22 protein-coding genes are annotated in these 26653 nt (G+C 70.8%); 4 read left to right on the top strand and 18 right to left on the bottom strand.

What is annotated here, in order from left to right; translation table 11 throughout:
* Window positions 1–101: 101 nt before the first annotated feature.
* The 3 genes from Q9R33_RS12915 to Q9R33_RS12925 are packed head-to-tail and all read right to left on the bottom strand — an operon-like array spanning window position 102 to window position 3579.
* Window positions 102–947 carry a transglutaminase family protein gene (locus Q9R33_RS12915; RefSeq protein ID WP_056371854.1) on the bottom strand — a complete coding sequence of 282 codons (846 nt, stop codon included), beginning with the start codon at window positions 945–947 and terminating at the stop codon, window positions 102–104.
* Complete coding sequence (locus Q9R33_RS12920) at window positions 944–1876, bottom strand: alpha-E domain-containing protein (RefSeq protein WP_056371856.1); 933 nt, start codon at window positions 1874–1876, stop codon at window positions 944–946. Before Q9R33_RS12920 ends, Q9R33_RS12915 begins: the two co-directional genes overlap by 4 nt.
* On the bottom strand, window positions 1870–3579 hold the full coding sequence (locus Q9R33_RS12925; RefSeq protein ID WP_311294028.1) for a circularly permuted type 2 ATP-grasp protein: 1710 nt from the start codon (window positions 3577–3579) through the stop codon (window positions 1870–1872). Before Q9R33_RS12925 ends, Q9R33_RS12920 begins: the two co-directional genes overlap by 7 nt.
* A gap of 89 nt (window positions 3580–3668) precedes the next feature.
* Between Q9R33_RS12925 and Q9R33_RS12930 the strand changes: the two genes are divergently transcribed.
* The gene (locus Q9R33_RS12930) at window positions 3669–5306 is read left to right on the top strand and encodes a molybdopterin-dependent oxidoreductase (RefSeq protein ID WP_311294029.1); all 1638 of its coding nucleotides are present in this window, start codon (window positions 3669–3671) and stop codon (window positions 5304–5306) included.
* A gap of 28 nt (window positions 5307–5334) precedes the next feature.
* On the opposite strand, the gene rocD is transcribed toward Q9R33_RS12930, so the two are convergent.
* The 5 genes from rocD to Q9R33_RS12955 form a co-directional block, all read right to left on the bottom strand.
* Window positions 5335–6561: an ornithine--oxo-acid transaminase gene (rocD, locus tag Q9R33_RS12935; protein ID WP_311294030.1), complete on the bottom strand. Its 1227-nt coding sequence runs from the start codon at window positions 6559–6561 to the stop codon at window positions 5335–5337.
* 23 nt (window positions 6562–6584) lie between these two features.
* Complete coding sequence (gene ddaH, locus Q9R33_RS12940; protein WP_311294031.1) at window positions 6585–7469, bottom strand: dimethylargininase; 885 nt, start codon at window positions 7467–7469, stop codon at window positions 6585–6587.
* Between the two features lie 170 nt (window positions 7470–7639).
* A complete protein-coding gene (locus Q9R33_RS12945; protein ID WP_310249168.1) occupies window positions 7640–8686 on the bottom strand; it encodes an NAD(P)-dependent alcohol dehydrogenase in 1047 nt (348 codons plus the stop codon).
* Between the two features lies 1 nt (window position 8687).
* On the bottom strand, window positions 8688–8903 hold the full coding sequence (locus Q9R33_RS12950) for a helix-turn-helix transcriptional regulator (protein ID WP_056371865.1): 216 nt from the start codon (window positions 8901–8903) through the stop codon (window positions 8688–8690).
* On the bottom strand, window positions 8903–9337 hold the full coding sequence (locus Q9R33_RS12955; RefSeq protein WP_056371867.1) for a hypothetical protein: 435 nt from the start codon (window positions 9335–9337) through the stop codon (window positions 8903–8905). The genes Q9R33_RS12950 and Q9R33_RS12955 overlap by 1 nt, the downstream gene beginning before the upstream one ends.
* A 213-nt stretch (window positions 9338–9550) precedes the next feature.
* Between Q9R33_RS12955 and Q9R33_RS12960 the strand changes: the two genes are divergently transcribed.
* Window positions 9551–10567 (top strand): LacI family DNA-binding transcriptional regulator, encoded by a 1017-nt coding sequence (locus tag Q9R33_RS12960; RefSeq protein ID WP_056372056.1) that lies wholly within the window; start codon window positions 9551–9553, stop codon window positions 10565–10567.
* A 27-nt stretch (window positions 10568–10594) separates the two neighbouring features.
* Here Q9R33_RS12960 and Q9R33_RS12965 read toward each other — a convergent pair whose 3' ends face one another.
* From Q9R33_RS12965 to Q9R33_RS13000, 8 genes are all read right to left on the bottom strand, one after another.
* Window positions 10595–11596, bottom strand: a complete 1002-nt coding sequence (locus tag Q9R33_RS12965) for an arabinan endo-1,5-alpha-L-arabinosidase (protein ID WP_056372058.1) — start codon at window positions 11594–11596, stop codon at window positions 10595–10597.
* Window positions 11593–13122 (bottom strand): alpha-L-arabinofuranosidase C-terminal domain-containing protein, encoded by a 1530-nt coding sequence (locus tag Q9R33_RS12970; RefSeq protein ID WP_311294032.1) that lies wholly within the window; start codon window positions 13120–13122, stop codon window positions 11593–11595. The genes Q9R33_RS12965 and Q9R33_RS12970 overlap by 4 nt, the downstream gene beginning before the upstream one ends.
* A 93-nt stretch (window positions 13123–13215) precedes the next feature.
* Window positions 13216–13896: a DUF624 domain-containing protein gene (locus Q9R33_RS12975; RefSeq protein ID WP_311294033.1), complete on the bottom strand. Its 681-nt coding sequence runs from the start codon at window positions 13894–13896 to the stop codon at window positions 13216–13218.
* The gene (locus Q9R33_RS12980; protein ID WP_311294034.1) at window positions 13893–15197 is read right to left on the bottom strand and encodes an arabinan endo-1,5-alpha-L-arabinosidase; all 1305 of its coding nucleotides are present in this window, start codon (window positions 15195–15197) and stop codon (window positions 13893–13895) included. Before Q9R33_RS12980 ends, Q9R33_RS12975 begins: the two co-directional genes overlap by 4 nt.
* 2 nt (window positions 15198–15199) lie before the next feature.
* Window positions 15200–16159, bottom strand: coding sequence for a carbohydrate ABC transporter permease (locus tag Q9R33_RS12985; RefSeq protein ID WP_311294035.1), 960 nt, complete (start codon window positions 16157–16159; stop codon window positions 15200–15202).
* A gap of 7 nt (window positions 16160–16166) precedes the next feature.
* Entirely contained in the window at window positions 16167–17072 is a 906-nt protein-coding gene (locus Q9R33_RS12990; RefSeq protein ID WP_310249192.1) for a sugar ABC transporter permease, read from the bottom strand.
* 102 nt (window positions 17073–17174) lie between these two features.
* Window positions 17175–18509, bottom strand: coding sequence for a sugar ABC transporter substrate-binding protein (locus Q9R33_RS12995; RefSeq protein WP_311294036.1), 1335 nt, complete (start codon window positions 18507–18509; stop codon window positions 17175–17177).
* Between the two features lie 231 nt (window positions 18510–18740).
* Window positions 18741–22487, bottom strand: coding sequence for a bifunctional proline dehydrogenase/L-glutamate gamma-semialdehyde dehydrogenase (locus Q9R33_RS13000; protein WP_311294037.1), 3747 nt, complete (start codon window positions 22485–22487; stop codon window positions 18741–18743).
* A 164-nt stretch (window positions 22488–22651) separates the two neighbouring features.
* Between Q9R33_RS13000 and Q9R33_RS13005 the strand changes: the two genes are divergently transcribed.
* Window positions 22652–23560, top strand: coding sequence for a LysR family transcriptional regulator (locus tag Q9R33_RS13005; protein WP_311294038.1), 909 nt, complete (start codon window positions 22652–22654; stop codon window positions 23558–23560).
* Window positions 23561–23609: 49 nt separating this feature from the next.
* Here the strand turns inward: Q9R33_RS13005 and Q9R33_RS13010 are convergent, their stop codons facing one another.
* Window positions 23610–24158 (bottom strand): hypothetical protein, encoded by a 549-nt coding sequence (locus tag Q9R33_RS13010; RefSeq protein ID WP_311294039.1) that lies wholly within the window; start codon window positions 24156–24158, stop codon window positions 23610–23612.
* Between the two features lie 224 nt (window positions 24159–24382).
* Between Q9R33_RS13010 and Q9R33_RS13015 the strand changes: the two genes are divergently transcribed.
* Window positions 24383–26335 (top strand): diguanylate cyclase domain-containing protein, encoded by a 1953-nt coding sequence (locus Q9R33_RS13015; RefSeq protein ID WP_310249199.1) that lies wholly within the window; start codon window positions 24383–24385, stop codon window positions 26333–26335.
* Here Q9R33_RS13015 and Q9R33_RS13020 read toward each other — a convergent pair.
* Window positions 26327–26629, bottom strand: a complete 303-nt coding sequence (locus Q9R33_RS13020; RefSeq protein WP_056371880.1) for a hypothetical protein — start codon at window positions 26627–26629, stop codon at window positions 26327–26329. The genes Q9R33_RS13015 and Q9R33_RS13020 overlap by 9 nt on opposite strands.
* Window positions 26630–26653: the final 24 nt, after the last annotated feature.

Here is a 26653-nt window from a genome sequence, read left to right on the forward strand (position 1 = left end):
CAGCATCGGTCGCCCGGAACCCGGAGATCCAGCGGAGATCGGATGCCTCGGCCCGAGGCATCCGATTCTCGCCTCCGATCCTTGAGGGGTGACGCCGTCGACTACACCTCGCGCGTGATCGTGACCTTGACGTGCAGGTTGCTCTTGAACGGGCCGGCGTAGACGCCGCGCAGCGGCGGCACGTCGCCGTAGTCGCGGCCCCGGCCGACGAGCACGTGCCGGTCGCCGATCTCGATGTTGTTGGTGGGGTCGAACCCCTGCCACTCCCCCGCGAACCACTCGATCCACGCGTGGGACTCGCCCGTCACCGCGACGCCCACCTCGGCCGACGGCCGCGGGTGCAGGTAGCCCGACACGTACCGCGCCGGGATGCCGACCTCCCGCAGCGCGCCGAGGGCGATGTGGGCCATGTCCTGGCAGACGCCCTTTCGCGCCTCCCACGCCTCGGCCGCGGTCGAGTGCACGCCGGTGATGCCGTGCATGTACTCGACGGCGTCGCCGATGGCGACGGCGATCGCGTGCGCGGCGCGGCCGGGGTGGTCGTGCTGTGCGGCGATCGACCGTGCGAGCTCGGCGACCTCCTCGTGCGGCCGGGTGCGTCGGGTCTGCGACATCTGCTCGACGGTCTCGAGCGAGCGGGCCGCCTCGCGGGCGAGGCCCTCCCACGTCACGTCGATGTGCTCGAGCGGCCGCGGCCGCACCTCGACCAGCGAACGCGCGGTGATCGTGAGCGACGAGTGGGGCGACAGCACGTCGAACGCCGCGACCCGCGTGCCGAAGTAGTCGACGTACTGGTTGACGGAGGTCGACGGCTCGATGTCGAGCGATGAGTTGAGCACGAACTGGCTGTCGGTGGAACCCGGCAGCATGCGCGCCTCGTTGTACGACGCGGTGACGTCGCCCTGATAGCTGAAGCCGGTCTGATGCTCGATCCGGAGGCGCTTCATGAGATCTCTCCGATCCAGCTGGGCTCGGCCTGCGTCGGGAAGAACCGGCCGCGGATGGCTTCGGATGCCTCGCGCGTGACCGTCTGCACGCGGTCCATGTGCGTCGGCAGCTCGCCGAGGATCTCGGAGATCGGCCGGTACTCGAGGTCGTTGCGGATCTGGCCGAGGGCCCGCAGCACCGTGTTGGAGTGGCCCACGCGGTCGGCGCGCGGGTCGATGGCGCTCATGCACTCCTCGGCGCGCTGGATCGAGTAGATGATCGAGCGCGGGAAGAGGCGGTCGAGCAGCAGGAACTCGGCCGCGTTGCGCGCGCTCGGCATGCCGCGGTAGGTGCGGAGGTACGCCTCGTAGGCGCCGCACGAGCGCAGGATGGTCGTCCACGACGGACCGGATGCCTCGGTCAGCGACCGCGTGGCCAGCAGGCGCGCGGTCATGTCGGTGCGCTCGATGCTGCGCCCCAGCGTGAAGAACTGCCAGGCCTCGTCGCGGCTCGTCGACGAGTCCACGATGCCGACGGCGAGCGCCGCACGCTCGCGCACCCACTGGAAGAACTCGTGCACGCGGTCGTTCTGCAGGCGTCGGGGCATGCGGGCGTTCGTCGTGTTGAGCGTCTCCCACAGCTCGCTCGAGACGATCTCGCGCGCGCGGCGCGCGTTCTCGCGCGCGGCGGTGAGCGCGTAGGCGATGCTCGACGGGTTCATGCGGTCGACGGCGAGACGTGCGAGCACGTCCTCGCGGCGCACCTGGTCCACGCCGTCGGGCACGGCGGAGCCCATGACGCTGAGGAGCGACCGGCAGGCCGTGTCCTCGTCGATCCACGGGTCTTCGAGGAGCAGCTGCAGGTGCACGTCGAGGATGCGGGCGGTGCCGTCGCTGCGCTCGATGTAACGCCCGATCCAGAACAGCGACTCCGCGATACGGCTCAGCATGTCCGGACACCCTTCTCAACGACCGGGAGGTCGGCAGCCTGCTCCGCAGCCTGCTGCTGCTGCTCCTGCTGCTCGACGCGCGAGCGGGGGCGGTCGTGCGGCGAGTGGGTGGGCTCGGTCTGCGGGTCGTAGATGATGGGGATCGCCTCGGTCACGGTCGCGGCCTGGTCGGCGACGAGCTCCGGCACGCCTCGTCCGTGGCCGTACTCCACCTGGCCCGGCGCGGAGCCGCCGACGATCCAGGTGTCCTTCGAGCCGCCGCCCTGGCTGGAGTTCACGACGAGCTGTCCCTCCGGGAGCGCCACGCGGGTCAGGCCGCCGGGGAGCACCCACACGTCCTCGCCGTCGTTGACCGCGAAGGGGCGGAGGTCGGCGTGGCGGGGACGCATGCCGTCCTCGACGAGGGTGGGGATCGTCGACAGCATGACCACCGGCTGCGCGATCCATCCGCGGGGGTCGGCGAGCAGGTTCTTGCGGAGCTTCTCGAGCTCGGCAGGCGAGGCATCGGGTCCCACGACCAGGCCCTTGCCGCCGGAGCCGTCGACCGGCTTCACGACGAGCTCGTCGAGGCGGTCGAGCACCTCCTCGAGCGCGTTCGGGTCTTCGAGGCGCCACGTGTCGACGTTCTTGAGGATGGGCTCCTCCGCCAGGTAGTAGCGGATGAGGTCGGGCACGTAGGTGTAGAGCAGCTTGTCGTCGGCGACGCCGTTGCCCACCGCGTTGGCGATCGTGACGTTGCCGAGACGCGCCGCGAGCATGAGCCCGGGGGCCCCGAGCATGGAGTCGGCGCGGAACTGCAGCGGGTCGAGGAAGTCGTCGTCGACGCGGCGGTAGATGACGTCGACGCGCTTGGGCCCGCGGGTCGTGCGCATGAAGACCTTGCCGCCGATGCACAGCAGGTCGCGGCCCTCGACGAGCTCGACGCCCATGAGCCGGGCCAGCAGCGTGTGCTCGAAGTAGGCGGAGTTGTAGACACCGGGGGTGAGCACGACGACGTTCGGGTCTTCGATGCCCGCGGGGGCGGAGGCGCGCAGCGCTGCGAGGAGCTTGTTCGGGTAGTCGCCGACGGGGCGCACCCGCATCGACACGAACAGCTCGGGCAGGGTCTGGGCCATGACCCGGCGGTTCGAGATGACGTAGCTGACGCCGGAGGGCACGCGCACGTTGTCTTCGAGCACGCGCATCTCGCCGTGCTCGTCGCGGATCAGGTCGATTCCCGACACCTGGATGCGCACGCCGTTGGCGGAGTGGATGCCGGCGGCCTGACGGTAGAAGTACTGCGAACTCGCGATGAGTCCGGCGGGCAGCACCTCGTCGCGGACGCAGAACTGGTGCCCGTACGCGTCGTCGAGGAACGCCTCGAGCGCGCGCACGCGCTGCTTGACGCCGGCTTCGATGCGCGACCACTCGTCGTACGTGATCACGCGCGGCACGGCGTCCAGCGGGAACGGCCGTTCCTCGCCGGCGAAGTCGAACGTCACGCCCTGCGCGAGGTACGAGCTCGCGAGGGAATCGGTGCGGCCGCGCAGCTCCTCCTGGGTCATCTGCGCGAGCGCCTGGTAGAGCTCTCGATAGGCCTCACGCGACTCGGCCGGCGCACCCGGGTGGGCCGGGCTCCCGAACATCTCGTCGAACGCGGGTACCCCCGAGGGCGTCTTGCGCGGCGCCAGCGTGGAGCCGTAGCCGTCGAACAGATCACCCATGACATGAGCCTAATGCGGCCTTCGTTGCGCTCGTGTTTCCGAGCCGTTCTCCTGGTCCGCACAGGGCGGATCGGACGTATGCTCCCGCTATGACACGTGAGGCGGATGCCTCCACCCGCGTCGCCGCGAAAGCCCCGGCGCTCTCCGGCGCGGCCGCGGGCGTGGCATCCGTCGTCCTCGGTGCCGGCATCGGCGAACTGATCGCGGCGACCGTCGCACCGTCCGCGAGCCCGTTCGCCGTCATCGGCGGGACACTCATCGACCTCGCGCCGCCGTGGGCGAAGGATGCCGCGATCACGCTGTTCGGCACGGCCGACAAGCTCGCCTTGCTGATCGGCATCGCCGTGGTGCTGCTCGTCCTGGCGGCACTCGTGGGCGTGCTGGAGCTGCGACGGCCGTGGTACGGCGTCGTCGTGTTCGCCGCGCTCGGCGCGGGTGCCGCACTGCTGGCGATGCTGCGGCCCGAGCCTGTGGCTCTGGCCTGGCTGCCCTCGCTGGCGGCGGGCTTCCTCGCAGCGACCGCGCTCGCGCTGCTGACGCAGCTCGCGAGAGCGAGGACGGTCTCCCCACCCGCCGGTGACGACGCCGGCGCATCGCCGGACGCCGAGCCCTCCGTGCCGGACGGACCGGAGGGGGGTTCGCGCATGCCGGTCGCCACGACACGCCGCCGGTTCCTGGCCTGGACCGGTGCGGCCGCGGCCGCAGGCGTCCTCGCGGCGATCGCGGGGACGGCGCTGCAGGCGGGCGCGCGCACCGTCACCGCCGTGCGTCAGGCGCTGCGTCTTCCCGCGCCCGCAGTCGCGGCGCCCGCGGTGCCCGCCGGTGCGCAGCTGGACCTCACCGGCATGACGCCGGTCGTGACCCCGAACGCGAGCTTCTATCGCATCGACACCGCACTCGTCGTGCCGCAGGTGGACCCGAGCGATTGGAGCCTGCGGATCCACGGGCTCGTGGAGAACGAGGTCGAGATCGGGTGGGACGAGCTGCTCGCCCTTCCTCTCGAGGAGAGCTGGACCACCCTCGCGTGCGTCTCGAACCCCGTCGGCGGCGACCTCATCGGCAACGCGAAGTGGCTCGGGTATCCGATCCGCCGGCTGCTCGAACGCGCCCGGCCGACGTCCGACGCCGACATGGTGCTGTCGCGCTCGATCGACGGCTTCACCGCGAGCACGCCGCTCGAGGTGCTGCAGGAGGAGGGCCGCAATGCGATCCTCGCGGTCGGGATGAACGACGAACCGCTGCCGGCGGAGCACGGCTTCCCGGTGCGCATGGTCGTCCCGGGGCTGTACGGCTACGTCTCGGCGACCAAGTGGGTCACCGAGCTCGAAGTGACGCGGTTCGACAAGGCCACCGCGTACTGGACGACGCGCGGGTGGTCGGCGAAGGGACCGATCAAGCTGCAGTCACGCATCGACCTGCCGCGGAGCGGCCAGGGGCTGAGCGCCGGCGACACCACCATCGCAGGTGTCGCCTGGCAGCAGCACGTGGGCATCGCGAAGGTCGAGGTGCAGGTCGACGGCGGGCCGTGGCGCGAGGCGACCCTCGCATCGGCGATCTCGGACGACACGTGGGTGCAGTGGTCGATCCCCTGGACGGCCGAGCGCGGGGCCCACGAGATCCGCTGCCGGGCGACCAATACCGCGGGCGAGCTGCAGACCGAGGCCGACGCGTGGCCCGCGCCCGACGGCGCGACGGGGTGGCAGCAACTCAACGTCGACGTGAGCTGAGCCGCCGCAGAACCCCACCGCGGGCGCCTCAGCCAGCGAGCACGAAGCGCAGCTGCTCGACCGCCCAGTCCAGCTCGGTCGCGCGCACGACGAGCGGCGGCGCGATGCGGATCGTCTGGCCATGGGTGTCCTTCGCGAGAACCCCGCGCCCGATGAGACGCTCGGCGATCTCGCGCCCGGTGCCGACCTCGGGGTCGATGTCGACGCCGGCCCAGAGGCCCGCGACGCGCACCGCGGTGACCCCGTGGCCGACGAGCTCCTGGAGCTTCGCCTCGAGGTGCTCGCCGAGGAGCTTCGCGCGGCCCTGGAATTCGCCGGTCTGCAGCATCTCGACCACTCGGAGCCCCACGGCCGCGGCCAGCGGGTTGCCGCCGAACGTCGAGCCGTGCTCGCCCGGGTGGATCACCCCGAGCACGTCGCGGTCGGCGACGACAGCCGAGAGCGGAAGGATGCCGCCGCCCAGCGCTTTGCCGAGGAGGTAGACGTCGGGAACGACGCCCTCGCGGTCGCACGCGAACGTCTCCCCCACCCGGCCGAGGCCGGACTGGATCTCGTCGGCGATGAACAGCACCCCGCGGCGGGTGCAGATCTCACGCACCTTCTTGAGGTAGCCCTCGGGCGGGAGGATGACCCCCGCCTCGCCCTGGATCGGCTCGATGAGCACGGCCACCGTGTCGGCGGTGATCGCCGCGTCGATGACCGCGGCGTCGCCGAACGGCACCGAGATGAAGCCGGGCGTGAACGGACCGAAGTCGGCGCGCGCCTGCGGGTCGTCACTGAAACCGACGATCGTCGTGGTTCGCCCGTGGAAGTTGCCGTGCGCGACGACGATCTTCGCGGCGTCCGCAGCGACGCCCTTCACGCGGTAGCCCCACGCGCGGGCCACCTTGATGCCGGTCTCGACCGCCTCGGCGCCGGTGTTCATCGGCAGCACGAGGTCTTTGCCGCACAGCTCGGCGAGCGCCGCGGCGAAGGGCCCGAGACGGTCGTTGTGGTACGCGCGGCTGGTGAGCGTGAGGCGGTTCAGCTGCTCCTGCGCGGCGGCGAGGATCGCGGGATGCCCGTGCCCGAAGTTGAGGGCAGAGTAGGCCGAGAGCAGGTCGAGGTAGCGCTTGCCCTCGACATCCGTCACCCATGCTCCCTCGCCGCGCGAGATCACGACCGGGAGCGGGTGGTAGTTGTGGGCGACGTGCTCCTCTTCGGCGGCGATGATCTGGCTCATCGCGGCGTCGAGTGAGGTGGAGGCGGCGGTCATCAGGAACTCCTCTTTCGCGCGGGTCAGCGTCGCAGCTCGAGCGTGCAGCACTTGATGCCGCCGCCGCCGAGCAGCAGCTCGGACAGGTCGACGAGCATCGGGTTGTAGCCGCGCTCGCGCAGCTGAGCCTCGAAGCCCGTCGCACGCGGGGAGATGATCACGTTCAGGCCGTCGCTGGCCGAGTTGAGGCCGAACACGGCACCGTCGGCGTCGGCGACGCGGATCGCGTCGGGGTAGCGCTCGGCGAGGATCGCCTGGCTGCGCTCGTCGAAGGCGTGCTCGAGGTACGCGATGTTGGCCTTCTCGACGCCACCGGGGCCCTCGACCGGGTCGAGCACCGAGATCGCGGTGTCGAGGTGGTAGAACCGCGGGTCGACGAGGTTGAGGCTCACGACCTCCTTGCCGAACACGTCGGCGAGCTCGCGGTGGCTGTCGCCGGTCGAGCGGAAGCCGGTGCCCGCGAGGATCGTGTCGCCGACGAGCAGGAAGTCGCCCTCGCCCTCGTTGACCTCGACGGGCTCCGCGACCTCGAAGCCGTTGTCACGGAACCAGTCCATGAACGCGGGTCCCTCGGGGACGCGCTCCTGGAAGCGGAACTTCGCGCCGTACGCGACGTTGTCGATGACGAACCCGCCGTTGGCCGTGTAGACCATGTCGGGAAGACCCTCGATGGGGTCGATGAGGTGCACCTCGTGGCCGAGCGCGAGGTACGTGTCGTAGAGGGCCTGCCACTGGCGCAGCGCGAGGGCGGTGTCGGTGGGGTTCGCCGGCTCCATCCACGGGTTGATCGTGTAGCTCACCGTGAAGTGCTCGGGGCGGCACATCAGGTAGCGGCGGATCTGCTGGATCCGGCCGGTGGCGGACCCGGTGACCGGGGCGGTGGCGGGCGCGGTGTTCTGCGTGGACATCTTGCTCCTGTAGAGGCGCGGCGGACGCTGTCCAGAGGCCCGGCGGAGCTGAGGAAGCCGTCAACCGGGCACGCCTCGTCCATTGTCTCACGGCCGCTGCGCACGGCCTGGAAATGCGGGCGTAGGCCCCCACGCCTCCTCCACTGGCGCGTGGGCCCCGCTGCACCCCGTCACTCCGCGAGGACAACCACCTTGCCCGCCACGTGGCCGTCGGCAACGCGTGCCAGCGCGGCGTCCGCCTCGGCGAACGGGTAGCGCCGCTCGATGACGGGACTCAGCCTCCCGGCCGCGGCGAGCGCGAGCAGCTCGGCGAGCACGTCGGGCTTGGCGACCGCGGCGAGCGGGCGCAGCGGGCGCTTCGAGCCGATCGAGCGCAGTGCGGCGGCGGCGATGCGCCCGATCGGCCCGAGCACGCGACCGCCCTCGCCGGAGACGAGCACGACCCGGCCTCCGTCGCGCACGAGCCGCTGCAGGTCCCGCTGTGAAGCGGTGCCCGCGATGTCGATGACGGCGTCGAACCGCCCCTCTCCGAGCTCGGCCGACCCAGGCTGCACGTGCCGGTAGTCGAACGTGTGCGACGCGCCCAGTCCCTCGACGAGCGTGAGGTTGCGCTGTCCGCACAGCGCCCACACCTCCGCGCCGCGACCGGCGGCGAGCTGCACCGCGAAGGTGCCGACGCCACCCGAGGCGCCGATCACGAGCACCCGCTGCGGCGACGCGCCCGGGGGCGCGGCATCCGTGACTGCACCGAGCTGCAGCGCCTGCCAGGCCGTGCCACCGGCGACCGGCAGGCTTGCGGCGACCGCGGCGTCGAGCTCGGCGGGGCGTCGCACCAGCCGCCCGACCGGCGCGACGGCGAAGCGTGCGAGGCCGCCGCCGGCGGGAAGCTCGCCGACGACCTCGTCCCCGACGGCGAGCTCCGTCACGCCGTCACCGATCCCGACGACGGTGGCGGCGGCATCCATCCCCCTCACCGCCTGGCGTGGGCGGCGCAGGCCGAACGCGAGGCGCACGAGGAGAGGCTCGCCGCGCATGACGCGGATGTCGCCGTTGTTGAGGCCCGTCGCGCGCAGGCGCAGGAGCACCTCGCCGCGGCGCGGCGCCGGCACGTCGATGTTCTCGAGCGCGACGACATCGGCCCCGCCGTAGCGATGCTGCGTCCACGCGGGCATGGAGTCGGTGCGCAGGGCCGCGGGCCCGCGGAGCGGCTTCGTCATGTCATTCCTCCGGGTAGTCGAAGAGGTCGTCGAGTCCGACGCCGAAGGCGCGGGCGAGCTGGAAGGCGAGTTCGAGGGTCGGCGAGTACCGGCCCTGCTCGATGGCGATGAGGGTCTGCCGGGTGACACCCACCCGGCGCGCGAGCTCTGCCTGGGTGATCCCCGCGGCCTCGCGTACGGCGCGGATGGTGTTGGTGACCTTGGTGGGCTTGACCATCAGACGAGCCCGCGGCGGTAGGCGATGACGCTCGCGATGCCGCCGACGATCGAGGACAGCGCGAACCCGAAGAACATGGCGTTGGCGATCCAGAACCAGTCGGCCTCGAACGCGCACAGGATGATGACGCCGAGTCCCGCGATCACGAGGAAGGCCTGGCCGACGCGGGTCGACATGTGCGCGATGTCACGATCGCGCTGGTCGGACTTGCCCACGCCGTCGGGGTCGCGCATGCCGGCGAGCATCCCCCACACGATGCTCACCACGATCGCGCCGACGATGCTGGCGCCGATGATCCACAGCATGATCGGCACCCAGTCGACGTCGGTCAGCGGTCCTCCGTCGGCCTGCTGCAGCACGATCACGGCGTAGACGACCATGCCGATCGCACTGACGATGAGGCTCGCCCAGATGTTGCGCTCTTCGTAGACCATGACCCCTCCCCGATGGTGTAAAGGATTCTTTACACCGAAGATAGGACCACCGTCGCGGACTGTCAAGAATTCTTTACATCCGATCGCGGTCGATCCGATCGATTGATACGGATGCCTCGACTCGGCCACAATGAGGGGCGCAACGCGGTGGACCTCCTACAACGTTGTAGGATCTGATCACGTCGAGATCTCTCGACGAGGGGGGATGTGACGATGGCCGCCACACTGCACGACGTCGCCCGTCTCGCCGGCGTGTCGATCAAGACGGTGTCGAACGTCATCAACGACTACCCGCACATCCGCCCCACCACGAAGGAGCGGGTCGAGGCCGCCATCGCGGAGCTGGACTACACGCCCAACCTCACCGCACGCAGCCTCCGGTCCGGCCGCACCGGCTCGATCGCGCTGGCAGTGCCCGACCTGGCGCTCGCCTACTTCGCAGAGCTCGCCGCCGCCGTGATCGCCGCTGCCGAGGCATCCGGTCTCGTCGTCACGATCGAGCAGACCGGCAGCGGCGGCCGCCAGCGCGAGCTCGACCTGCTGGCCAGCCCCCGGCGCAAGATGAGCGACGGGCTCATCTTCAGTCCGCTCGAGATGAGCCAGTCCGACGTCGCGCACCTCGACGTCGACTACCCGCTCGTGCTGCTGGGCGAGCGCATCTTCGACGGCCCGACCGACCACCTCACGATGCGCAACGTCGAGGCGGCCCGCGCGGCGACCGAGTACCTCATAGACTCCGGTCGCCGCCGTATCGCGATCGTCGGCGCCCACGAAGGAGAGCTCATCGGCTCGGCCGCGCTGCGCCTGCAGGGATATCGCGAAGCGCTCGAGGCACGTGGCATCCCGTTCGACGGGCGGCTGATCGGTCCGTCGATCGAGTGGCACCGCGCCAACGGCGCGCGCTCCATGCGCGAGATCATCCAGCGCGACGTGCGCTTCGACGCCGTGTTCGCCCTCAACGACACGCTCGCCTTCGGCGCGATGCGCGCCCTGCAGGAGGCGGGCCTGCGCGTGCCCGACGACGTCGCCGTGCTCGGCTTCGACGACATCGACGAGGCGCAGTACTCGATCCCCTCGCTCACGACCGTCGATCCCGGCAGCGACTGGATCGCGCGCACGGCCGTCTCGACGCTCATCGAGCGCATGGGCGGCCTCGACGTCCCGCCGCGGCTGCTCCTCGCCGACTTCGAGATCGTGCAGCGCGAGTCCGCGCCCGCCGTCCCCCGCTGAACCCGGGGAACGCCGCGCAGAGTCCGCTCAGTCCCGCGCCGGCCACTCCGCGGTCGGCCAGCCGTCCCGCCACGCGAGCGGCAGCACGCCGAGGCGGAACTGGCCGTCGAGGTCGGCGTCGTAGAGGTGGAACGCGAGGAGCCCGGCCGAGACCGACTGGCCGCCCGGACCCACCCGGGTGCCGTCGGAGACGAGCACCGGGGTGCCGCCGTCCTCGAGGAGCGGGACGCCCTCGGCGTCGACGTACGGACCGGTCACGGACTCGGAGCGGCCGACCGCGATCGAGTACGTGCTGTCGACGCCCTTGCAGCAGAAGTCCTTCGAGACGAACAGGTAGTAGAAGCCGTCGTGAGGGAGGATGTACGGCGCCTCGATGGCGTTGGGCGGCAGCTGCCGGTCGGCGATGAGGAGCGGTTCGGACTCATCGGCGCGCAGCCCGCTCGGCCACTCGAGCGGCACCATGCGGATGCCGCTCCAGAACGAGCCGAACGCCATCCAGGGCTCGCCGTCCTCGTCCTCGACGATGCCGGGGTCGATCGCGTTGAAGTCGGTGCCCGCCGACTCGATCACGACGCCACGGTCCACCCACTCGTAACCGGGATCTTCGGGGTCGAGCGTCGTGTTCGTGGCGAGCGCGATCAGCGACGTGTTCTTGCCGAACGTCGACGCCGAGTAGTACAGGTACCACGTGCCGTCGTGCTCGTAGAGCTCGGGGGCCCACAGGTTGTCGACGCCGGGGACCGCCTCGACGAGCCATGCGGGCTTCTCGTCCCACACCGTGCCGGCGTCCTCCCAGTCCACGCCGTCGGGCGACCGCCGGATCTGGATGTTGCCGTCGCCGATCCGCCCGTCGCCGGTCGAGTACAAGAGCGACGCCTCGCCCTCCTCCCCCACCACCAACGCGGGGTCGTGCACGAAGGTGTCGCCCGTGGGGGCGGGCACGGCGGGCGCCGCCGCGCATCCGGTCGCGAGCGCGAGGACCGCGACGAAGGCTGCTGCGGCCGCCGCCCGCCGGCCCGCACGGGTCATGCGAGGGCGATCGCCGACCACGACACGGGCGGGAGGGTGACGGTGAGGGTGCCGTCGTCGAGGACGACGCCGTCGAGGGACTTGAGCCCCACGCGCTCCTGGTCGGCGAGTGTGTTCTTGGCGTACACGTCGTCGTCCCACAGCGTGAGGGCTTCGGCCACGGTGGCGACCCCCAGCTCGGACACGTCGACGGTGACCTCGATGGCCTCGGTCTGGCTGCGGTTGACGAGGAACACCGCCGCGACGCTTCCGTCGAACGTGACCACCGAGTCGACGAGCGGCGCATCGCCGTACACCGCCGTCTCGTAGCTGCCGACGTCGATGCGGGGCTTCAGCACCTCGCCGCGTGCGAGGCGGGACGTCACCGAGAACGGGAAGAACGTCGTCTGGCGCCACGCCGCCCCGCCCGGCTCGGTCATGATCGGCGCGATGACGTTGACGAGCTGCGCGAGCGAGGCGGAGGCGACGCGGTCGTGGTTCTTCAGCAGCGTGATCATCAGGTTGCCGAGCACGACGGCGTCGGCCACCGAGTAGACGTCTTCGAGCTGGCGCGGCGCATAGCGCCACTCGGCGTTCACCTCGTCGGACTCGCGGTGCTCGTCGAGGTACCAGATGTTCCACTCATCGAACGAGAGCTTGATCTTCTTCGAAGACTTCAGCTTGTTGCCGACGTGGTCGGCGGTCGAGACGACCGTCTCGATGAAGTACTGCATGTCGAGCGACGACGCGAGGTACGACGCGAGGTCGCCGCCGCGCTCCTGGTAGTACGCGTGGCAGGAGATGAAGTCGACGTGGTCGTAGGCGTGCTCGAGCACCGTGCGCTCCCAGTCGCCGAACGTCGGCATGGCCGAGCCCGACGAGCCGCACACGACGAGCTCGAGGTCACGGTCGGCGGCCTTCATCGCCTGGGCGGTGCGCGCGGCGAGCTTGCCGTAGTCGTCGGCGGTCATGTAGCCCGTCTGCCAGGGGCCGTCCATCTCGTTGCCGAGGCACCACATGCGGATCCCGTGCGGCTCCACCGAGCCGTTCGCGATGCGCTGGTCGCTGAGGGTCGTGCCCGACGGGTGGTTGCAGTACTCGAGCAGGTCGAGGGCCGCCTCGATGCCGCGCGTGCCGAGGTTGACCGCCATCATCAGCTCGGAGCCGGTGAGCTTGAGCCAGCGGGAGAACTCGTCGACGCCGACCTGATTGGTCTCGAGCGAGTGCCACGCGAGGTCTCGGCGCACGGGGCGCCGGTCGCGCGGCCCGACGCTGTCCTCCCAGCGGAAGCCCGACACGAAGTTGCCGCCGGGGTAGCGGATGGTGGTCGAGCCGAGCTCGCGCACGAGGTCGACGACGTCGAGCCGGAAGCCGTCCTCGTTCGCCGTCGGGTGGCTGGGCTCGTAGATGCCGTCGTAGACGCAGCGGCCGAGGTGCTCGACGAACGAGCCGAAGATGCGGCGGTCGATCGGTGCGACGACGGCCTCGCGGTCGACCGAGACACGGGCCGTGGCGGTCGGGGCAGTCGTGGTGGTCGTGATGGTCACGTTCTCTTCTCCAGGGACGGGCCGGCTGCGGGCAGCACGGCAGGGACGTTCCGGCACGGGTGCGCCGCAAGCAAGGGGTGTTCCCGCGGGCGATCAGGGGATGGCGGATGCCCCGGCCGAAGGTGCGGGGTCACGTCGGCGGTCGCCGGCGCGGGGGTGGTCGGGGTCGAGCGCGGCGAGTCGGTGGTCGACGAACCACCCCGCGACGAAGAGGAGCACGGCGAATCCGATGAGCGGGACGAGCACCGGCAAGAGGGCCAGCGCGACCGCGCCGGATGCCAGGCTCACGAGCATGACGAGGCTCATGACGGGCGACGTGAACGGCAGCACCGCGGCGTAGCGGAGCACCGCGCCGGCGGTCTCGTCGTAGCGGACGGCCACGGTCAGCGCGCAGGCGAACGCGAGCACGGCGACGGCGCCCACGACCCAGGTGAACCCGGCGAGCGCCGAGGCCGCGACGCTGTCGAGCGCCGGGAGCACCGCGGTGTCGGCGGCGAGCAGGACCGCGACGACCCCGAACGGCAGGCCGATCAGGTTCGCGCGCCAGAACTGCGCGCGGTAGACGGCGGCGAACTCGCGCGCGAGCCCGGTCTCTGCGTCGCCGTCGCGCATGCGGGTGAGGCAGGCCGTCGCCGCTAGTGCGGCCGGCGCGACGCCGAGCACAACGAGACCGACGACGGTTCCGGCGAGGAAGAGCAGGTTCACGACGATGAGGCCCGCGACGATCCGCAGCCACGCCATCACGCGGCCGGCCCAGCCGTATTCGGTGATCATGGCGTCACCGCCTTCGACCCGGTCCACGCGATGCCCTCGGCGTCCAGCCCGGCGAATGCGAGCACGGCGCGCTCGGCCACCGGGTCCCACGCGCCGAACACGACCGCGTCGAGCACGATGTCGCCGCCTTCCGCCTGCACGATGAGCGGAGTCGTCACCGCGTCGCCGTCGGTCCGGGCGGCGGCGATCACGCGCAGGGGAACGGATGCCTCCACCCCGCGCCGAGCCGGGTCCAGGCGCACCACGTTCCAGTCGCCGTCGACGCCCTCGGCCTGCGGCAGGCGCTCGGCCTCGTACCCGGCGAACGGGTGCGGCGACACCAGCGGCCAGCCCGAGGCTGTGACGTGCACCCGGCGGATCTGCGCCTCGTGCCGCGCAGGGTCGTCGGCCCGGCGCACGTGATGGACGACGAAGAGCCGATCGCCGTCGCGGAACACCGAGTTGTGACCGGGTGCGATCCAGGCCGTGCCGCCGGGGAACACGTGGCCGCCGAGGATCTTGGTGCCCACGGCATCCGGTGCATCGCCCACCGTGTCGGTGAGCGACCGGCCGTTCAGGTCGACGTAGGGGCCGGTGACCTCGTCGGCCACCGCGACGCGCACGCTGTAGCTGTCGAACAGCGAGTCGTACGACACGAACAGCACGTACCGGTCCTCTTCGGGGCGGTACACGATGTACGCGCCCTCGACGGCGCCGTCGACGCTCGCCGGGCGGCGGGCGATGAGCGTGCCGGTCTCGCCGGGGCGCTGCGCGAAGCCCGTCGCGGGATCGAGCGGCAGGATGTGGATGCCGCCGAAGAACGAGCCGTACGTGAACCACGGGCGCCCCGCGCGGTCGAAGACGACGGCGGCGTCGATGGCGTTGTGCCCGTCGACGTCGTGCGTGGTCGAGACGACGGGTCCGGCATCCGTCCAAGGCCCAGCCGGGGACGTGGCCGTCGCGAGTCCGATGACGGACGTCCGCGACCCGAACGTGGAGGCCGAGTAGTACATGTGCCAGCGCGGCGAGCCGTCGGCGGTCGGCCAGCGCACGACCTCGGGCGCCCAGAGTCCTGCGGCGCCGGTGTGCGCGAGGGCCGGAGCGGGGACGCCGTCGAGGGCGGTGCCGACGAACGTCCAGCGAACGAGGTCGGGCGACGTGCGCACGTGGACGCCCGCGGGGATGGCGTCGACGCCGGCGGCGGCATCCGTCGAGAACATGTACCACTGGCCGTCGTCGCCGCGCACCACGGTGGGATCGTGCGCGTTGCGCGCACCCCAGGTCGTCGGGTCGGAGGTCGGGTCTGCGATCGGGAGCGACATGATCAGCCCTTCGCCCCGGTCAGCGCGACCGACTCGATGATCTGCCGCTGGAAGATGATGAACACGGCGAGCACCGGGATCAGCGCGATGAACGACGCCGCCATGATCAGCGGGTAGTCCGTCTGGCTGGCGTAGGTCGCGTTGAAGCTCGCGATGACGAGCTGCAGCGTCTGCTTCTCGGGCGAGTTCAGGTAGATGATCGGCGCGAGGTAGTCGTTCCAGACCGCCATGAACCACAGGATGAACTGCGCCGCGATCGCCGGCCGGATCGCCGGGAAGATCAGCGTGAAGAAGATGCGCAGGTAGCCGGCGCCGTCGATCTTGGCCGCCTCGATGATCGAGTCCGGAACCGAGTCGAGGTACTGGCGGATGAAGAAGATCATCACGATGTTGCCGAAGACGCCCGGAAGGATCAGCGGCCACAGGGTGTCGACCATGCCGAGGTCGGCGAACACCTTGAACTGCGGGATCATGATCGTCGGGAACGGGATCATGATCGCCGACAGCAGCAGCAGGAACAGCAGGTTCTTGGCGGGCAGGCGCAGCTTCGCGAACGCGAAGGCCGCGAGCATCGAGGTGACCGTGCCGATGATCGTCACCGTCGCCGACACGATGATCGAGTTCACGATGCCCGAGAGGAGCGGTCCGGCCGACCAGACCCGCACGTAGTTCTCCCACATCACGGGATCGGGGATCCACTGCGGCGGCAGGGCGAAGACGGCTTCGCGGGTCTTGAGCGAGGTGCTGAACGTCCACAGCAGCGGGGCGATCATCACGATGCCGCCGATCGACAGCAGGGCGATGAGCACGACGTTCACGAGGCGGCGCGATGCGGACGCGCGGCGGGGGACGCCGGCGGTGTTGCCGGTGGGACGGCCGAGACGGCGCTTCGGCAGACGTCGGGTCTTGCCGGTGACCTCCGCGTCGAGCGCGGACAGGGTGTCGGGGGTGGTGAGCGTCATGATGGCCTCAGTCGATCGAGAACTGGAAGCGGCGGTTGAGCCGGAACTGGATCGCGGTCACGACGAAGACGAGCAGGCCGAGGACCACCGACATCGCCGTCGCGTAGCCCATCTGCAGGTAGTTGAACGCCTTCTGCCAGATGTACCAGACGATCGAGGCGGAGCTGAACTCCGGGCCGCCGGTGGGGGTCATGATGTTGATCTCGATGAAGATCTGCGCGCCGCCGATGATGCTCGTCACGACGAGGAAGAACGTGACCGGGCTGAGCAGAGGCACCGTGATGTGGCGGAACTGGCCCCACGCGCCGGCGCCGTCCAGTGCGGCGGCCTCGTACAGGTGCCGGGGCACCGACTGCAGCGCCGCGAGGTACAGCAGCATCGAGTAGCCCAGGCCCTTCCAGACGGCCATGATGATGATCGCCGGCTTCACGGTCGCCGCGTTCTGCAGCCAGTTCGGGCCTTCGATGCCGAACAGCGCGAGCACCTGGTTCACCAGGCCGAAGTCGCCGTTGTAGGCCCACTGCCAGAGGATCGCCACGGCTGCCAGCGACGAGATCACCGGCACGTAGTAGACCGTGCGGAAGAAGGTGGTGCCGCGCATCTTGCGGTTGAGCGCGAGCGCGAGCATCAGCGACAGGATCAGGCCGATCGGGATGCCGATCATGTAGAAGATCGTGTTGCCCATGGCCTGCCAGAAGTACGGGTCGGCGGCCATCTCGACGAAGTTGTCGAGCCCGTTGAACACCGGCTCGCTCAGGCCGTTCCACTTGGTGAACGACGCGTACACCGAGAACACCAGCGGGTAGCCGGTGAAGGCCAGGAATCCGATGACCGGGATCGCGACGAACGCGAGGGCCGCGCGGTGCTCGCGGCGGTGCAGCCGCGAACGGCGGACGGGTGTCGTCGTCGACATGGGGAACCTCGTTTCTTCAGAAGCAGGAGGAGGGGACGGATGCCGCGCCCCGGCGCGGCCGGAGATCACGGCGCGGCACGGGCCGCGGCATCCGTTCCGGGATCAGCCGATGCCGGCGTCGACGTTGGCCTTGTCGAGCATCTCCTGCATGCGCGGCTGGACTTCCTCCAGGTAGTCCGCGGCGGTCTGCTCGCCGTCGAGGACGGGCTGGATGTTCTTGAACAGCTCGTCGTACCACTCGGCGCTGTAGGTGGTGTTCGCGGGCAGCGCACGGCCGTAGTCCTGGACGATGTCGAGGAACTCCTGCTTGTTCTCGGGCGGGAGCGTCGACGCGGTGACCCACTCGTTGGCCATGTCGATCAGGTTGGGGATCTGCACACCGGCGTCGACGAGCGACTGCTGCGCGGTGCGGTCGGTCGACAGGTAGATGGCGAGCTTCGCGGCCGTCTCGGGGTCCTTGGTGCTCTCGCTCACGGCGATGCCGAGGGTGCCGGTCCAGGTCGCGGTCTCACCGGTGGCGCCGACCGGGTAAGGGATGAGATCCCAGTCGAAGTCGAGCTTCTCGTAGACAGGCACGTCCCACGGACCCACCGGGAAGAAGCCGATCTGGCCCTGCATCCAGCGCTGGTAGGTGTCGAGCGTCTGCGCGTCGGCGGTGGACGGCGTGACGCCCTCGACGTTCGACAGGTCTGCGAACCACTGCAGCGCCTCGGCGAACTCGGGGCTGTCGACGGTGACCTCGGTCCGGTCCTCGTTCAGCCAGTCGCCGCCGTTCGACCACACGAACGGCTGCAGGTTCCACTGCACGTTGAGTCCGGTGCCCCACTGGTCGAGCGTGCCGTCGCCGTTGGTGTCCTGCGTGAGCTGCTTGGCCACGTCGACGAACTGGTCCCACGTGTAGGGGGTGTCCTTGTCGGGGAGCGGGATGCCGGCCTTCTCGAACATCGTGCGGTTGTAGCCGAACGAGAACGGGCCGACGTCCTTGGGCATCGCGTAGATCGCACCCTGGCCCATCAGCTTGCCGTCGAAGCGGTAGCTGTCGACGCCGTACTGCCAGACATTGGCGAGGTCGAGGTCTTCGTCGCTCTCGACGTCCTCGGTGATGTCCCTGATGATGCCGGTCTTGACGTAGGCCTGCACGCTTCCCGGGTCGACGTAGAAGACGTCGGGCACCTGCTTGCCCGTGATCGCCGCCTTGAGCTTGGTGCTGTACTCGTCGGCCGTCGTCATGATGATCTTGACGTCGACGTCGTTGTCCTTCTCGAACTGCTCGATGGCCGCGGTGTAGGCCGCCTTCTCGGCGTCGCTGCCGCGGAACATGAAGGTCAGCTGCTCGCTGCCGCCGTCGCCCGAGCCGCCGGCGCAGCCGGACAGGATCAGGCCGCCGGCGGCGAGCATCGCCGCTGCGGCGACGACCGACTTCCGTGACTTCGTCATCACGTTTCCTCTCGTAGTGCTGTGGTGGTCAGCGCTCGGATCAGGAGATCGATCGTCGCTGACCGTGGGGGTGCCGTCGTTGATTTACAACGTTGGAATTGTTCGGTGGAAAACAGTGTGCGACGCGAGCCGAGGCGATGTCAAGCCGAGGCGCCCAGAAAGTTCTAACGTTGTAGAAGCGCGACGAGAGGAATCCGGATGCTGCGGGTCGCAGCATCCGGAATCCACACGTCAGATGACGGACTCGCTCCAGGGGTCTGGGTTGCCGAAACGGTGAGCGGTGATCGTCACGGACTGCTCGTGGAGGAAGGGCAGCAGCTCGAGCCGGCCGGCGGTGGTCACCTCGTTGTCGTAGACCGCGAGATCGGGATCACCGCCCATGGCCTGCGCGACGACGGTGTGCAGCGCCGCGACCGAGTCGGGCTGGCCGATGAGTCGCACGCGCGCGGGCCGCGGCTCGGGGTCGGCATCGGCGGCCGCTGCGACGATGTCGACGGCGCTGAGGCGTTCGAGCCACTGCTCGTCGGTCTCGACGAAGACGGCGACGTCCTCCTCGGCCAGGACTCGGCGCACCGCCGCAGGAAGACCGACCGGCGCCGAGAGCGTCAGCCGCGAGCCCGCCCGGAGTCCCGCGATCACCACACGCAGCACGGCCTGCCACGAGGCGTCGGCCGTGGCGCGCAGCGCGACGGCCGGGATCGGGCGGTAGCGGAAGAGGTTGCGCTCGACGCCGAGGCCCGACACGTCCTTGACCTGGCCGTATTCGCGGTCCCACGCGATGGCGTCCGACAGGGCGCCCCGGCGGAGCCACTCGAACGCCTCGTAGCCGAGCGAAGGCTGCGCCGCCTCGATGAGGGCGACGATGCGGGTGTCGAGACCACGCAGGTGCAGCGTCGCCGACGTCGGGGCGCCGGAGGTGGCGCGCCACCGGCCGAGGCCCACGAGGTAGTTGGGGCCACCGGCCTTGGCGCCGGCGCCGACCGACGAGCGCTTCCAGCCGCCGAACGGCTGGCGCTGCACGATCGCGCCGGTGATGCCGCGGTTGACGTAGAGGTTTCCCGCCTCGACGCGGTCGAGCCACAGCGCGAGGTCGTCGGGATTCTGCGTGTAGAGCCCCGCGGTGAGGCCGTAGGCCACGGCGTTCTGCAGCTCGATCGCGTGCGCGAGCGACGACGCGTGCATGATTCCGAGGACGGGCCCGAAGAACTCCTCGCGATGGAAGCGCGAGCCCGGCTGCACGCCGGTGCGGATGCCGGGGGTCCACAGCCGCCCGTCGTACTCGGGAGCGGCGTCCACGCGCGTCGGCTCGACGAGCCACTTCTCCCCCTCGTCGAGGGTGGTCAGCGCCCACTGCAGCTTGCCGCGCGGCACCTCGACGACCGGGCCGACCTCGCTGAGCGGGTCGGACGGCACTCCGACGCGGAGGGAGGTCGCAGCATCCACCAGCTGACGCGCGAAGCGCTGCGAGTGGCCGACCGGACCCACGAGGATCGCGAGCGACGCGGCGGAGCACTTCTGGCCGGCGTGGCCGAACGCGCTCTTGATGAGATCGGATGCCGCGAGGTCGAGGTCCGCCGTCGGCATGACGATCATCGCGTTCTTGCCGCTGGTCTCGGCGAGGAGCGGGAGGTCGGGGCGCCACGAGCGGAACAGGGCCGCCGTCTCCCACGCTCCGGTGAGGATCACCCGGTCGACGTCCGGGTGCGACAGCAGCGTCTGCCCGAGACCGCCCTCGTCGATGTCGACGAGCGCGAGCACGTCGCGCGGAACGCCCGCCTCCCAGAGCGCTTCGGCGACGACCGCGGCGCAGCGCCGCGCCTGAGGTGCAGGCTTGAAGACCACGCCGGATCCCGCGGCGAGCGCCGCCAGCACACCGCCGGCGGGGATCGCGATCGGGAAGTTCCACGGCGGCGTGACGACGGTGAGGCGCGCGGGCTCGAACACCGCGCCGCTCACGCGGTCGAGTTCGCGCGCGGTGGCGGCGTAGTAGTTCGCGAAGTCGACGGCCTCGCTCACCTCGACATCGGCCTCGGCGAAGACCTTGCCGGTCTCGGAGGCTGCGACCTCGATGAGCTCGCCGCGACGGGCCTCGAGGGCGCGCGCGGCGGCGGCCAGCACGAGGCTGCGCTCGGCCGCGGGAAGGGCGCCCCACGCCGAGGCGGCGTCGCGCACGCGGGCCACGATCCCCTGCAGCGTGGGCTCGTCGGTGACGCGGGCCGCCTCGACGGTCGCGTCGCCGGCGCGTGAGGTCTCGATGCGCGACAGGATGCTGCGCGCCCAGGCGCGGTTCGCCGGCAGCGCCGGGTCGGTGTCGGCGGTGTTGCGGAAGCCCGGCGCGCCCGCGACGCGGGCGGCGGACTCGCGCGGAGCGAACACCGCGGTCTCGACGAACGCCTCGGCGCCGAACACCTGCTCGGGGACGGACCGCTCGACCGGGGCGGTGTCGCCCGGCACCGCCGAGCGCGCGATGCCGATCACGGCCTGGGTCAGACCGGCCTCGTCGGACGCCGCGGCGGCCCGGCGCAGGCGCGCCTGCGCTCGCGGGGAGTCTGCTTGGGGGCCGGTGGTCGCGATCGCCTCGGCGGCGCGGTCCTGCACACGGTTCGCGCCGGTCGCGAGCGCCGGATCGTCGGCGCGGGCGAGGGAGGCGAGGAACCGGTCGCGCTCACGGTCGAACATCGCCGGGTCGTCGGCGAGGTCGAAGGCCGCCGACAGGAAGTTGTCGCTCGACGCGTTCTCCTCGAGGCGTCGCACCAGGTAGCTGATCGCGACGTCGAACTCGTCGGGACGCACGACCGGCACGTACAGCAGCACATGGCCGACCTCGCGCGTGACCGCCTCGACCTGGCCCTGCGCCATGCCGAGCAGCATCTCGAACTCGACATGGTCGCGCACACCGGCCTCGCCGGCGAGCAGCCAGGCGTAGGCGATGTCGAAGAGGTTGTGTCCGGCGACGCCGATCCGCACCGCGCGGGTGTGCTCCTTGTCGAGTGCGAAGCGGAGGCACCGCACGTAGTTCGCGTCGGAGTCGACCTTCTCGCCGTAGGTGGCGAGGCTCCAGTCGTGCATGACCGCGTCGACGCGCTCCATGGCGAGGTTCGCACCCTTCACGAGTCGCACCTTGATGCGCGCGCCGCCGTTCGCGACGCGCTCCTGCGCCCACGCGGTGAGCCGCTCGAGCGCGGGCAGCGCGTCGGGCAGGTACGCCTGGAGCACGATGCCGGCTTCGAGGTGCCGCAGGCGCGGATCCTCGAGAAGGCGCGTGAACACCGCGATCGTGAGATCGAGGTCGCGGTACTCCTCCATGTCGAGGTTGATGAACGTCGGCCCGTTCACCGAGCTCGTGGGCGAAGCCGCCGTCAGGTACAGCGGCCGCAGTCGATCGACGACCTTGGCGACGACCTCGTCGAACGCCCACATCGAGATGTGGCTGGCGATCGCCGAGACCTTGACCGAGACGTAGTCGACGTCGGGCCTGCGGATGAGCTCGTGGATGCCCTCGAGCCGGCGCAGCGCCTCCTGTTCGCCGAGCACAGCCTCGCCGAGGAGGTTCAGGTTGAGCCGCGCGCCGCTCTCACGAAGCGCGGCGATCGCGGGGCCGAGCTTGTCGGGACGCGCGTCGACGACGAGGTGCCCGACCATCTCACGCAGCACGCGCCGTGCGATCGGCACGACCGGCGACGGCAGCACCGGCGCGACCGCCCCGCCCACACGGACCGCGCCGCGCAGGTACCAGGGCAGGAACCCGGGCACGAGAGGCGCGACGCGATGCAGATGCGATGCCGCGGCCGACAGGCTCTCGGGACGCATCACGCCGTCGACGAACCCGATGGTGAACGGCAGGCCGTTCGGGTCCTTGAGCACGCCGGCCAGTCGCTGCGCCGCCGGGTCGACCTCGACCTCGGCGCTCTCGGCGATCCACCGCTGCGCGAGGGCGACCGCCTCACCGGCCACGTGCTCGTCGGGTCGTCCTTGCATTCGCACTCCCGCTGTCACGTCATCGGACTCCGTGGTTCCAGCCTGCACCTCAATGTGCGCGATCGGGTTCACCTGCTGCATGAGGTCAAGGGTGAGGCATCCATTCATTCGTGAAAAGCGATCATCTACGATCAATATCGTTCGGATTTATCGATGGGATGCTGATGTTCGAGCTGCGTCGTCTCAGACTGCTCCACGAGCTCGCGCTGCGCGGCACGCTCGCAGCCGTCGCCGACGCGCTCTCGTACAGTCCGTCCACGATCTCCCAGCAGCTCGCGCAGCTCGAGAAGGAGGCCGGCGTCGCGCTGCTGGCGCCGGAAGGGCGGCGGGTGCGGCTCACGGAGCACGGACGCGTCCTGGCGGCGCACGCCGCGCGGGCACTCGACCTCGACGAGCAGGCCCGTGGCGAGCTCGAGTCCCTGCACCCGGGGCTCGCGCCGGTGCGCGTCGCGGTCATGCAGACCGCCGCACTCGCCATCGTGCCCGCCGCGCTCGGACTGCTGTCCGAACGCGCACCCGATCTTCGCGTCGAGCTCGTCGAGATGCCTCCCGAGCTCGGGCTGTTCGAGCTCACGGCGCGGGGCGTCGACCTCGTGATCGCCGAGCAGTACCCCGGGCACACGCGGGCCCACGCATCGGGTCTCGAGCGCGACCCGCTCGGCACCGACCCGATCCATCTGGCCGTGGCATCCGCTGATCGCGCACGCTCGCTCGACGACCTCCGCGATCGCCCGTGGGTGATGGAGCCCGCCGGCACCGCCGCCCGCCTGTGGGCGGTGCAGCAGTGCCGCGCCGCGGGCTTCGAACCCGACGTGCGGTACGAGCTGGCCGATCTGTCGGCCCACGCGCGTCTGGTCGCGGCGGGACGAGCGGTCGCCGTGCTGCCCGATCTGCTGTGGGAGGGGTCGGCGGTCCCGGTGTCGCTGCTCGATCTGCCCGGTCGTCCCGCGCGCGAGATCTTCACCGCGCAGCGCACCGCGTCGCGGGCACGCGCGGGCATCCTGGAGGTTCGGCGTGCCCTGCACGACGCGTTTCCGCTGCGGCGGACGGATGCTGCGCCCCCAGGCTCTTAGCGGGACCCGAAGGCCGCGCCGAGGCGGGGTCGCAGCATCCGCCTCCCGGTCAGGTGCGCTCGGTGTGCTCGTGCCGTTCCGGCGGAGTCGGCGGCCGCTCGTCCGTGTTCGCACGGCGGCGCTCGGCGCCCTCGAGCACCGTGTCCCGGTCGCCGGCGGTTTCGCCCGTGTGCGGTGCGGCCGACGGGGCGGCGGCGTTGCGGGCACCGGTGCCGTCGACGTAGGGGTCGACGTCGTCGGCCTTGCGCATCGCCTCTGCGTGCTGCTGACGCAGGTCCTCGGCTTCGGCGCGGTGGTCGTCGACGCGTCCCGCGCGGCGTTCGGCCTCCATCGACGCTTCGGCCGCCCGCGCCTTGGCGTCCTCCGCGGCCGCCGCGGCGGCTGCGGCGTCCGCGCGGGCACGTGCCGCCTCGGCCTCGTGCTGCCGGGCCTGCAGCTCGGTCTCGCGCGCGTCTTCGCGCATCTTCTCGGCGCGATCGTGCTGGTGTTCCCGGCGACGCTCACGGCGCCCGCGCGCGGTGAGCAGCAGGGCGACGACGACGATCGCGAGCACGATGACGACGCCGACGATGATCCAGATCAGGGTGGTCGTATCCACGGCTCCTCCTTCTCCCTCCGACGCCGGCGGGGTTCGGCCGGCGCCACCACTGCCAGGCAACCTCCGCACCCGGCGAGCGGCAAACCCGTTGCGCACCGGCAGTGCGTGCGCTAGGCCCGGCGCTGCACCGGGGATTCTTAGGTTCCGGACCCCCTCACGCATAGGATGAGTGCTCTCGCCGACGCAGTTCGCCACCACCCGCCACGCCCCCCGAAGGACCCGCGTTGACCGACACGCCCGCCCTCGTCTTCGACGGAGACCGTCCCCGCGATGAAGCAGAGACGCTCCGCCTCCAGGAATGCTCGCAGGAGCAGATCCGCACGATCGGACGCATCCAGGCGCACGGCGCCCTTTTCGGCATCGATGAGGCGACCGGAGTCGTGGTCGTCGCGAGCGAGAACGTCGAGCACTGGCTCGGACGCGACCTGCGCGAGGCGGGCAGCGACACGCTTTCCTGGGCGATCAGCCAGGGACTGGCCGTCGATCCGGTGCGCGCGGAGTTCGAGGGCGGCGTCTACGACGTCATCGCACATCGCGGCACCGTCCCGCTCGTCGTCGAGCTCGAGCCCGTGGTGCCGGAGCTCGAATACGTCCGCACCGGAGTCGTCGGCGCGATCCAGCGCTTGGCGGGGGTCACCGACCCCGACGAGCTGCGGCAGCAGGCAGCCCGCGAGATCAAGGACATCACGGGCTTCGACCGGGTCATGTGCTACGAGTTCCACGAGGACGGGCACGGGCAGGTCGTGGCCGACGAGCGCGAACCCGGCATGGAGGCGTACTTCGGACTCCACTTCCCCGGCTCCGACATCCCGGCGCAGGCGCGTGCGCTGTACATCGAGAAGCGCTCACGGGTGATCGCCGACACCGAGGACCCGGGCCTCGCCCTGCACACGCTCCTTCCCGAGGACGCCCCGCTCGACCTCGGGCGCAGCGAGCTGCGCGCCGTGTCACCGCACCACCTCCAGTTCATGCGCAACATGGGACAGGCGGCGACGGTGTCGTTCGGCCTCGTCATCGAGGACCGCCTCGTGGGGATGTTCACGTGCGCTCACCGCACCCCCCGACGTCTGCCCGTGCTGCTGCGCCGGGCCCTCGAGGTGATGGCGACCCAGGTCGTGACCCAGCTCGCCGCTGCTGAGCAGATCCGGCGCCTGCGCCGGCAGCTCGAGGCGCGCGAGCGGCGGATCGCCATCATCGCCCCGCTCTACGGGCGCGGCGACGTCGGCACCGTGCTGATGAGCGGCGAGCGGACCGTGCTCGACGTGGTTCCCGCAGACGGCGCCCTGCTGCGGATGGGCGAGACGGTCCACACCGTGGGCGTCGTGCCGCCCCCCGCTCGCCTGTTCGCCGTGATCGACGAGCTCGGCCCGGGGCGACTGCTGTGGGAGGCGCTTCCGATCGAACGGCCGGGCCTCGCGGTGGAGGTGCCGGGCGTCGCCGGCCTTCTCATCGTCCCGCTCGGCGGCGACGGCGACACGCTCGTCTTCGTACGCAGCGAGGTCTCGCGCACGGTCGACTGGCTCGGCGACCAGCGACCGGAGAACCGCGACACGCCGCTCTCCCCTCGCCGGTCGTTCTCCGCCTGGCGCGAGAGCGTCACGGGTCGAAGCCTCCCGTGGGGTGAACACGCCCAGGACGCTTCGGACCTCGGTGAGGAGATCAGGTCGGCCATGGTCGCCCGCACCCAGGCGGAGCTCGCGGAGCTCGCGCTGCGCGATGCACTCACGGGTCTCCACAACCGCCGCTTCCTGGACGACCGGCTGAACGAGCTGCTGCAGGGCTCCGGCGCCGCCGTGGCTGTCGTCTTCCTCGACCTCGACGACTTCAAGCTCATCAACGACACGTACGGCCACGAGATGGGCGACGCCGTCCTGGCCGCGATCGGCCGCCGGCTGAGCGGGGTGGCCCGCAGCTCTGACATGGTCGTACGGCTGGGCGGCGACGAGTTCGTGATCGTGTGCGTCAGCGCAGGGCCGGAGGAGGCCGCGGCGATCGCGGGAAGGGCGCTGGCCGCGATCGCCGAGCCGATCACGGTACGGGGCGTCGAGGTCGCCGTGGGCGCCTCCGCGGGCGTCGTCGCAGCCGAGCGCGGGATCTCTCCCGGAGGACTGCTGGATGCCGCGGACGCGGCGATGTACCGCGCGAAGCGCGACGGTGGCGGTCGGGTCTCAGCGTGACGGAAGGTCGGGCTCTGGGACGACCCGGAGCCCGGACGACGAGTTCGCCGCGTCGATCAGATCCTGCAGCCAGAGCCGGTTGATCTCGGGCATCGGCCCCTCGTACTCGAACCGCAGCGGCGTCACCGACGAGATCCAGACGGCCTGACGCAGCGACGTGTGCTCGTCGACGTGGGCGAACGACAGGTTCTCCCGACGCCGCAGCTTCGCCATGATGACCAGCTCGAGGTGAGCGAGGGTGCGATCGTCGATCGTGAAGGACGCCGGGGGTGCGCCGTAGTGAAGTATGCCCACGCGTCGATCCTACGGGCGGGTGGC

It is taken from the genome of Microbacterium sp. PRC9 (assembly GCF_031844125.1).
GTDB lineage: Bacteria > Actinomycetota > Actinomycetes > Actinomycetales > Microbacteriaceae > Microbacterium.

Bases quoted from the DNA above. Each gene is read 5' to 3' on its own strand.
- Q9R33_RS12915 (WP_056371854.1), bottom strand. From the start codon at position 947: ATGAAGCGCCTCCGGATCGAGCATCAGACCGGCTTCAGCTATCAGGGC.
- Q9R33_RS12920 (WP_056371856.1), bottom strand. From the start codon at position 1,876: ATGCTGAGCCGTATCGCGGAGTCGCTGTTCTGGATCGGGCGTTACATC.
- Q9R33_RS12925 (WP_311294028.1), bottom strand. From the start codon at position 3,579: ATGGGTGATCTGTTCGACGGCTACGGCTCCACGCTGGCGCCGCGCAAG.
- Q9R33_RS12930 (WP_311294029.1), top strand. From the start codon at position 3,669: ATGACACGTGAGGCGGATGCCTCCACCCGCGTCGCCGCGAAAGCCCCG.
- rocD (WP_311294030.1), bottom strand. From the start codon at position 6,561: ATGACCGCCGCCTCCACCTCACTCGACGCCGCGATGAGCCAGATCATC.
- ddaH (WP_311294031.1), bottom strand. From the start codon at position 7,469: ATGTCCACGCAGAACACCGCGCCCGCCACCGCCCCGGTCACCGGGTCC.
- Q9R33_RS12945 (WP_310249168.1), bottom strand. From the start codon at position 8,686: ATGACGAAGCCGCTCCGCGGGCCCGCGGCCCTGCGCACCGACTCCATG.
- Q9R33_RS12950 (WP_056371865.1), bottom strand. From the start codon at position 8,903: ATGGTCAAGCCCACCAAGGTCACCAACACCATCCGCGCCGTACGCGAG.
- Q9R33_RS12955 (WP_056371867.1), bottom strand. From the start codon at position 9,337: ATGGTCTACGAAGAGCGCAACATCTGGGCGAGCCTCATCGTCAGTGCG.
- Q9R33_RS12960 (WP_056372056.1), top strand. From the start codon at position 9,551: ATGGCCGCCACACTGCACGACGTCGCCCGTCTCGCCGGCGTGTCGATC.
- Q9R33_RS12965 (WP_056372058.1), bottom strand. From the start codon at position 11,596: ATGACCCGTGCGGGCCGGCGGGCGGCGGCCGCAGCAGCCTTCGTCGCG.
- Q9R33_RS12975 (WP_311294033.1), bottom strand. From the start codon at position 13,896: ATGATCACCGAATACGGCTGGGCCGGCCGCGTGATGGCGTGGCTGCGG.
- Q9R33_RS12980 (WP_311294034.1), bottom strand. From the start codon at position 15,197: ATGTCGCTCCCGATCGCAGACCCGACCTCCGACCCGACGACCTGGGGT.
- Q9R33_RS12985 (WP_311294035.1), bottom strand. From the start codon at position 16,159: ATGACGCTCACCACCCCCGACACCCTGTCCGCGCTCGACGCGGAGGTC.
- Q9R33_RS12990 (WP_310249192.1), bottom strand. From the start codon at position 17,072: ATGTCGACGACGACACCCGTCCGCCGTTCGCGGCTGCACCGCCGCGAG.
- Q9R33_RS12995 (WP_311294036.1), bottom strand. From the start codon at position 18,509: ATGACGAAGTCACGGAAGTCGGTCGTCGCCGCAGCGGCGATGCTCGCC.
- Q9R33_RS13000 (WP_311294037.1), bottom strand. From the start codon at position 22,487: ATGCAAGGACGACCCGACGAGCACGTGGCCGGTGAGGCGGTCGCCCTC.
- Q9R33_RS13005 (WP_311294038.1), top strand. From the start codon at position 22,652: ATGTTCGAGCTGCGTCGTCTCAGACTGCTCCACGAGCTCGCGCTGCGC.